General features: G+C 53.0%; 5 protein-coding genes and 1 pseudogene. All 6 read right to left on the bottom strand.

What is annotated here, in order from left to right; translation table 11 throughout:
• Window positions 1–269 (bottom strand): annotated as a pseudogene (locus lacNas_RS10010) (HPr(Ser) kinase/phosphatase); the annotation flags it as partial.
• On the bottom strand, window positions 244–549 hold the full coding sequence (locus lacNas_RS10005; RefSeq protein WP_201330929.1) for a hypothetical protein: 306 nt from the start codon (window positions 547–549) through the stop codon (window positions 244–246). The gene lacNas_RS10005 and the pseudogene lacNas_RS10010, both read right to left, overlap by 26 nt.
• A gap of 10 nt (window positions 550–559) precedes the next feature.
• A protein-coding gene (gene prfB / locus lacNas_RS10000) for a peptide chain release factor 2 (RefSeq protein WP_201330928.1) occupies window positions 560–1676 on the bottom strand; the annotation gives its coding sequence in 2 pieces (ribosomal slippage) (window positions 560–1603 and window positions 1605–1676; 1116 coding nt in all).
• A gap of 92 nt (window positions 1677–1768) precedes the next feature.
• Complete coding sequence (secA, locus tag lacNas_RS09995; protein ID WP_201330927.1) at window positions 1769–4171, bottom strand: preprotein translocase subunit SecA; 2403 nt, start codon at window positions 4169–4171, stop codon at window positions 1769–1771.
• Window positions 4172–4331: 160 nt separating this feature from the next.
• The gene (hpf, locus tag lacNas_RS09990) at window positions 4332–4889 is read right to left on the bottom strand and encodes a ribosome hibernation-promoting factor, HPF/YfiA family (protein ID WP_201330926.1); all 558 of its coding nucleotides are present in this window, start codon (window positions 4887–4889) and stop codon (window positions 4332–4334) included.
• 79 nt (window positions 4890–4968) lie between these two features.
• On the bottom strand, window positions 4969–5573 hold a 605-nt coding region (locus lacNas_RS09985; RefSeq protein WP_201346821.1), incomplete at its 5' end, for a ComF family protein.

The raw sequence follows: 5573 nt of genomic DNA, 5'->3' as shown, positions 1-5573 counted from the left end.
AGCAGGCACGGCGTCTGCTTCTGGCAGATTTTTTCAAAAACCCGCCGGCGCAGGTCATGGTCCAGCCGGGCCGCGTAGGAAATTTCCGTCCGGCCCAGCAGCTGCACCCGGTCAGCCGGGTAAAAGTCGAAATAGCCGCTCAGTTCCAGCCCCGGCCGGTAAACGTCAGACACCGTGATGCTCTTTTTCGCCACGTCTTCCTGCCCCTGCAGGACCCGCAGGTTGGAATTGTCCTTGATCAGCTCAGTTAGTTTTACCGTGTTCGTCATTTTTTGCCTCACTATCATCAACATCTCTAATTGTCACGTCTTGCGCCCTTTTCCGCGGACGCTGCGGGTCGGCCGACTGATAGCGACTGAACGGGTCCGGGTCCGGCCGGTCGGGCAGATCGTGCTTTTTCCGCCAATAAAAGCGGTAATACAGCCACAGGACCAAAACCACGACCAGGCCGACCGGCAGCAGGGCAATCAAGGCCTTGAAAAAGACCGACAGCAGGGCCAGGGCCACTATCGCCGCCAAAACCAGCAATACAATCGTTGAAAATGACATAATGTTCCTCTTATTCTGGGTTTTCCTGGCTCAAGCGCCACTGCAGATAAGCGTAGATGAACGGATCAAGCTTCCCGTCCATCACGCCGTTGACATCCGCGGTTTCGTAATTGGTCCGGTGGTCCTTCACCATGCTGTATGGGTGAAAGACGTAAGACCGGATCTGCGAGCCCCAGGCAATGTCGAGCTGTTCGCCCTTCAAAGCCGCCTTTTCCTTGCGTTTCTTTTCTTCTTCCAGGTGGAAGAGCTTGGCCCGCATTTCATTCATCGCCGTGTCCCGGTTCTGGAACTGCGAACGCTGGGCCTGCGAAGTCGTCACGATCCCGGTCGGAATGTGGGTGATCCGCACCGCGCTGGAAGTCTTGTTAATGTGCTGGCCGCCCGCCCCGGAAGACCGGTAGACGTCGATTCTGAGGTCCTTGGGGTCGATGTCGATCTCAATTGAATCATCGACTTCAGGAATAACTTCAACCGACGCGAAGGACGTATGCCGCCTTTTGGCCGAGTCAAACGGCGAGATCCGCACCAGGCGGTGAACGCCGTGTTCTGACTTCAGCAGCCCGTAGGCATTCTTGCCGGAGATGCGCACGCTGACGCTCTTTAAGCCGGCCTCATCGCCCGGTTCAAAGTTGTTGACCTCAAACTTCAGGCCGTGGGAATCGCAGTAGCGCTGGTACATTCTCAGCAGCATGTTGCCCCAGTCCATGGCTTCGGTGCCGCCAGCGCCCGGGTGGATTTCCATCAGGGCATTGTGGCCGTCGTATTCACCGGACAAGAGCAGGTTCAGCTCATACTGGTGGAACTTTTCCTGCAGCTGGTCCAGCTGGGCCTCAGTGTCGCTTTTTAGGTCCGGGTCAGCTTCCAAGCGGAGCAATTCCAGGGCCGTCTCTTCGTCTACCAGGTCCTTTTCCAGGGCCTTGAAGGAGTCGCGCTTTTCCTTGAGCAGGTTGGTTTCGGCAATCAGCTTCTGGGCCGCTTCTTGATTGTCCCAAAAGCCCGGTTCAGCCATCTTGGCTTCATTGATTTCGATGCTTTCACTGATATTGTCGAAGTCAAAGAGACCCCCTGAAGTGGTTAAGCCGGGTCCGCAGCTCGTCTAATGCATTTTGAATTTCACTGATTTCCATTTTTTTCGTCCTTTGTCTAAAAATTTATACTGTTTTGACTGCTTTTATTATAACCAAAAAGAGGAGGCTGCCGCCTCCTCTTTTACGATTTGTTAACGACTCAAGTTGTTTCTGATCTGAGCCTTCATGAAGAGGCGGGTCACGTCAAACTCAATGTCGCTGATCATTTCTTCAAACATGTTGTAACCAGAGTCCTGGTATTCAACCAGCGGGTTCAGCTGGCCGTAGCCGCGCAGGCCGATTGACTGGCGCAGCTGGTCCATGGCGTCAATGTGGTTGGTCCAGTGCTCGTCGACAACCCGCAGGATGACGACCTTTTCGAATTCAAGCATCTGTTCCGGATCAGCCAGGGCAGCTTCCTTTTCCTTGTAGTTGTCTTCAACCAGCTGGTAGAGCTGCTTCTTCAAGCCGTCTGGCGTGAAGGTCTTGAAGTCGATTTTCGAGTCCACGTATTCTTCGCTGGCCAGGCTGGAAACGATGAAGTCCCGCAGCGAGTCCAGACGCCAAGTTGACCGGTCAGCCTGGGTGAACATGTCCACCTGGTGGTCGATCGTCCGGTGAATCATCGGCATCAAAACGTCCTTCAAAGACTTCTGCTCGTCAATGACCTGCATCCGTTCCTTGTAGATGATTTCCCGCTGGATCCGCATGACGTCGTCGTATTGCAGGGTCTGCTTTCTGGTGTCGTAGTTGTTGCCTTCAACCCGCTTTTGCGCGGATTCAACCTGACGGGTAATCAGGCGGCTTTCGATGACCTTGTCGTCGTCATTGTCTGACAGGCGGTCCAGGAAGTCCTTGACCCGGTCACCGCCAAAGCGCTTCATCAGGTCGTCTTCCAAAGACAGGTAAAAGCGGGTGTAGCCCGGGTCGCCTTGACGGCCGGACCGGCCCCGCAGCTGGTTGTCGATACGGCGGGACTCGTGTCTTTCCGTCCCGATGACAGCCAGACCGCCCAGTTCCTTGACGCCCGGCCCCAGCTTGATGTCGGTCCCACGACCGGCCATGTTGGTGGCGATCGTCACAGCCCCGCGCTGGCCGGCGTTCATGATGATCGCCGCTTCCTTGGCGTGGTTCTTGGCGTTCAAAACTGCGTGCGGAATGTGCGCCTGGTCCAGCATGTGGCTCAAGCGTTCTGAAGATTCAATGGCCACCGTGCCGACCAGAATCGGCTGGCCCTTGGCGTGGCGCTCCTTGATTTCTTCAACGACGGCCTTGAACTTGGAATCCAGCGTCGGGTAAAGCAGGTCAGGCATGTCCTGTCTGATGACCGGCTTGTTGGTCGGAATAGTGATGACTTCCATGTTGTAGATTTCCCGGAATTCTTCTTCTTCCGTCTTGGCCGTACCCGTCATCCCGGCCAGCTTCTTGTACATTCTGAAGTAGTTCTGGTAGGTAATCGTAGCCTGGGTCTGTGATTCTTCCTGGATCTTGACCCCTTCCTTGGCTTCGATGGCCTGGTGCAGGCCGTCTGAGTAGCGGCGGCCTTCCATGACACGGCCGGTAAAGGAGTCAACGATCAAAACTTCACCGTCTTGAACCACGTAGTCGATGTCCTTGAGCATGATGTAGTTGGCCCGCAGGGCTTGGTCGATGTGGTGGACCAGCTTCTGGTTTTCCACGTCGTAAAGGTTCTTCAAGCCGAAGTGGTCACAGGCCTTTTGAATCCCCGTTCTGGTCAGGGAAATGGTCTTGGTTGGCCAGTCGATCTTGTAGTCGCCGTGGTCTTCATCGTCATCAGCGTCGTTGTCGCTCTTGTCTTCAACCAGCTTCTTAACGAAGCGGTCAGCCCGGACGTAGTCGGCGTTGGCTTGTTCAGCTTCACCGGAAATGATCAAAGGCGTCCGCGCTTCATCGATCAAGATGGAGTCAACTTCGTCGATGATGGCGTAGTTAAGCGGCCGCTGCACCATTTGCTCCTTGTAGACAACCATGTTGTCTCTCAAGTAGTCAAAGCCGAGTTCGGAGTTGGTTGAGTAAGTCACGTCGCAGGCGTAGGCTTCCCGCTTTTCTTCCGGGGACATGGTGCTGATGTTCAAGCCCACGGTCAGCCCCAGCCAGCGGTACAGCTGGCCCATTTCAGTTTCGTCACGGCTGGAAAGGTATTCGTTAACCGTGACAACGTGCACGCCCTTGCCAGTCAAAGCGTTCAGGTAAACCGGCATCGTGGCTGTCAAGGTCTTACCTTCACCGGTCATCATCTCGGCAATGTTGCCCCGGTGCAGGGCAATCCCACCCAAGATCTGCACGTGGAAAGGATACAGGCCCAAAACCCGCTTGGAAGCTTCCCGGGCTACCGCAAAGGCTTCCGGCAGCAGGTCGTCCAGACTTGCCCCGTCTTCCAGGCGCTTGCGGAATTCCGGCGTCTTTGCCTGCAGTTCTTCATCAGACAAGGCGGCCATCTGGTCCGCGTATGATTCTACTTGGTCAGCAATTTTTTCAAAACGCTTCAGTTCTCTTTTGTCAGCGTTATATATCTTCTTTAAAATGTTTGCCATCTAATCGTCCTTAATTCTGATATTTGGTCTAAAAGCACAAAATAATTTTAACATGTAAATGCTAAAAATTAAAATAATCTACAAAAATAAGCAGGATACAATAATTATTGTGTCCTGCTTGGCTCAAAGCCCGAGTATTCAAATTTAAGAAACGGCAAAACTATTCGTTGGTTTCGATCAAGCCGTAGCTGCCGTCGTTGCGGCGGTAAACCACGCTGGTGCCGTTGGTTTCAGCATCTTGGAAAACAAAGAAGTCGTGTTCCAGCATGTCCATTTGCAAGATTGCTTCTTCTGGATCCATTGGCTTCAAGTTGACGCGCTTGTTGCGAACGATCTTGAACATTGGCGTCTTTTCTTCCTTTTCTTCAGCTGGAGCTGCTTCTTCAGGAACGAAGAATTCTTCAACGCCCTTTTCACGACTCTTGCGGTTTACGCGGGTCTTGTACTTTCTGATTTGGCGTTCAAGCTTTTCGGAAACAAAGTCAATGCTGCGGTACATGTCATCCGTAGTTTCTTCAGCTCTCAAAACCAGGTACGGAAGTGGAATGGTTACTTCGACCTTAGCTGAGTGGTCACGGTATACCTTCAGATTTACATGAGCGATTACATCTTGGCTCAAATCAAAGTATTTTTCCAACTTAGTCAAGCGCTTTTCAACATAGTCTCTCAAAGCTTCAGTAACTTCAATATTTTCGCCACGAACATTGTACTTTAACATAATAAGTATCTCCTTTCCCGCTTGCGCGGTTTCTTTACACTCATATTATACCAAACTTGTAAGCGCTTTGTGAAAATATTTAGCGACTAATTGAAAAACTTTCGACCCGGCATTCAGGAAAAGCCGCTTCAATCACGTCGCGCGCATGGTAAAGCGTTCGGCCTGTAGTGTAAATGTCATCCAAAAGGATGATCTTGCCTGTTATTGTACCCCTAAATTCCGGATTTAGGAAAAAATTTTGCTTGGCCTGCATCCGGGCTTTTTTGCCTTTTTCCCCCTGGGCCCCGCTGCCCGGCCGCTTGGCCAAAAGCGGCGTCAAAGGCAGCAAGGGCGCGAAAATTTCCCAGATCGTGTCGTAGCCGCGCTTTTGCCGGTGCTCCGGGGAAGTGGGGACCGGCACGTAGCAGTCGGCTGACAGCTGTTTGACCGAGGAAGCAATCAATTCCTGCAGGACCCGGCAGAGCAGATAATCGCCATAGCGCTTGTAGCGCACCATCAAGTCGTGGAAGGCCGCGTTGTAGCAATACAGGGACCGGTTTTGCAGAAAATGTCCGTCATAGATCTGCCGCCACTTCTGGCAGTCCTGGCAAAGTTCCTCTCTTTCCTGCTGGCGGCCACATTGGGGGCAAAAGACGGCGCCGACTGGCGAAAACTGCTTCCGGCAGGCTGAACACAGGCAGCTGG

The organism is Lactobacillus nasalidis (assembly GCF_016587775.1).
Taxonomy (GTDB): domain Bacteria; phylum Bacillota; class Bacilli; order Lactobacillales; family Lactobacillaceae; genus Lactobacillus; species Lactobacillus nasalidis.
Note: the sequence above shows the minus strand (reverse complement) of the source record. Positions and strands in the feature narration are given on the sequence as shown.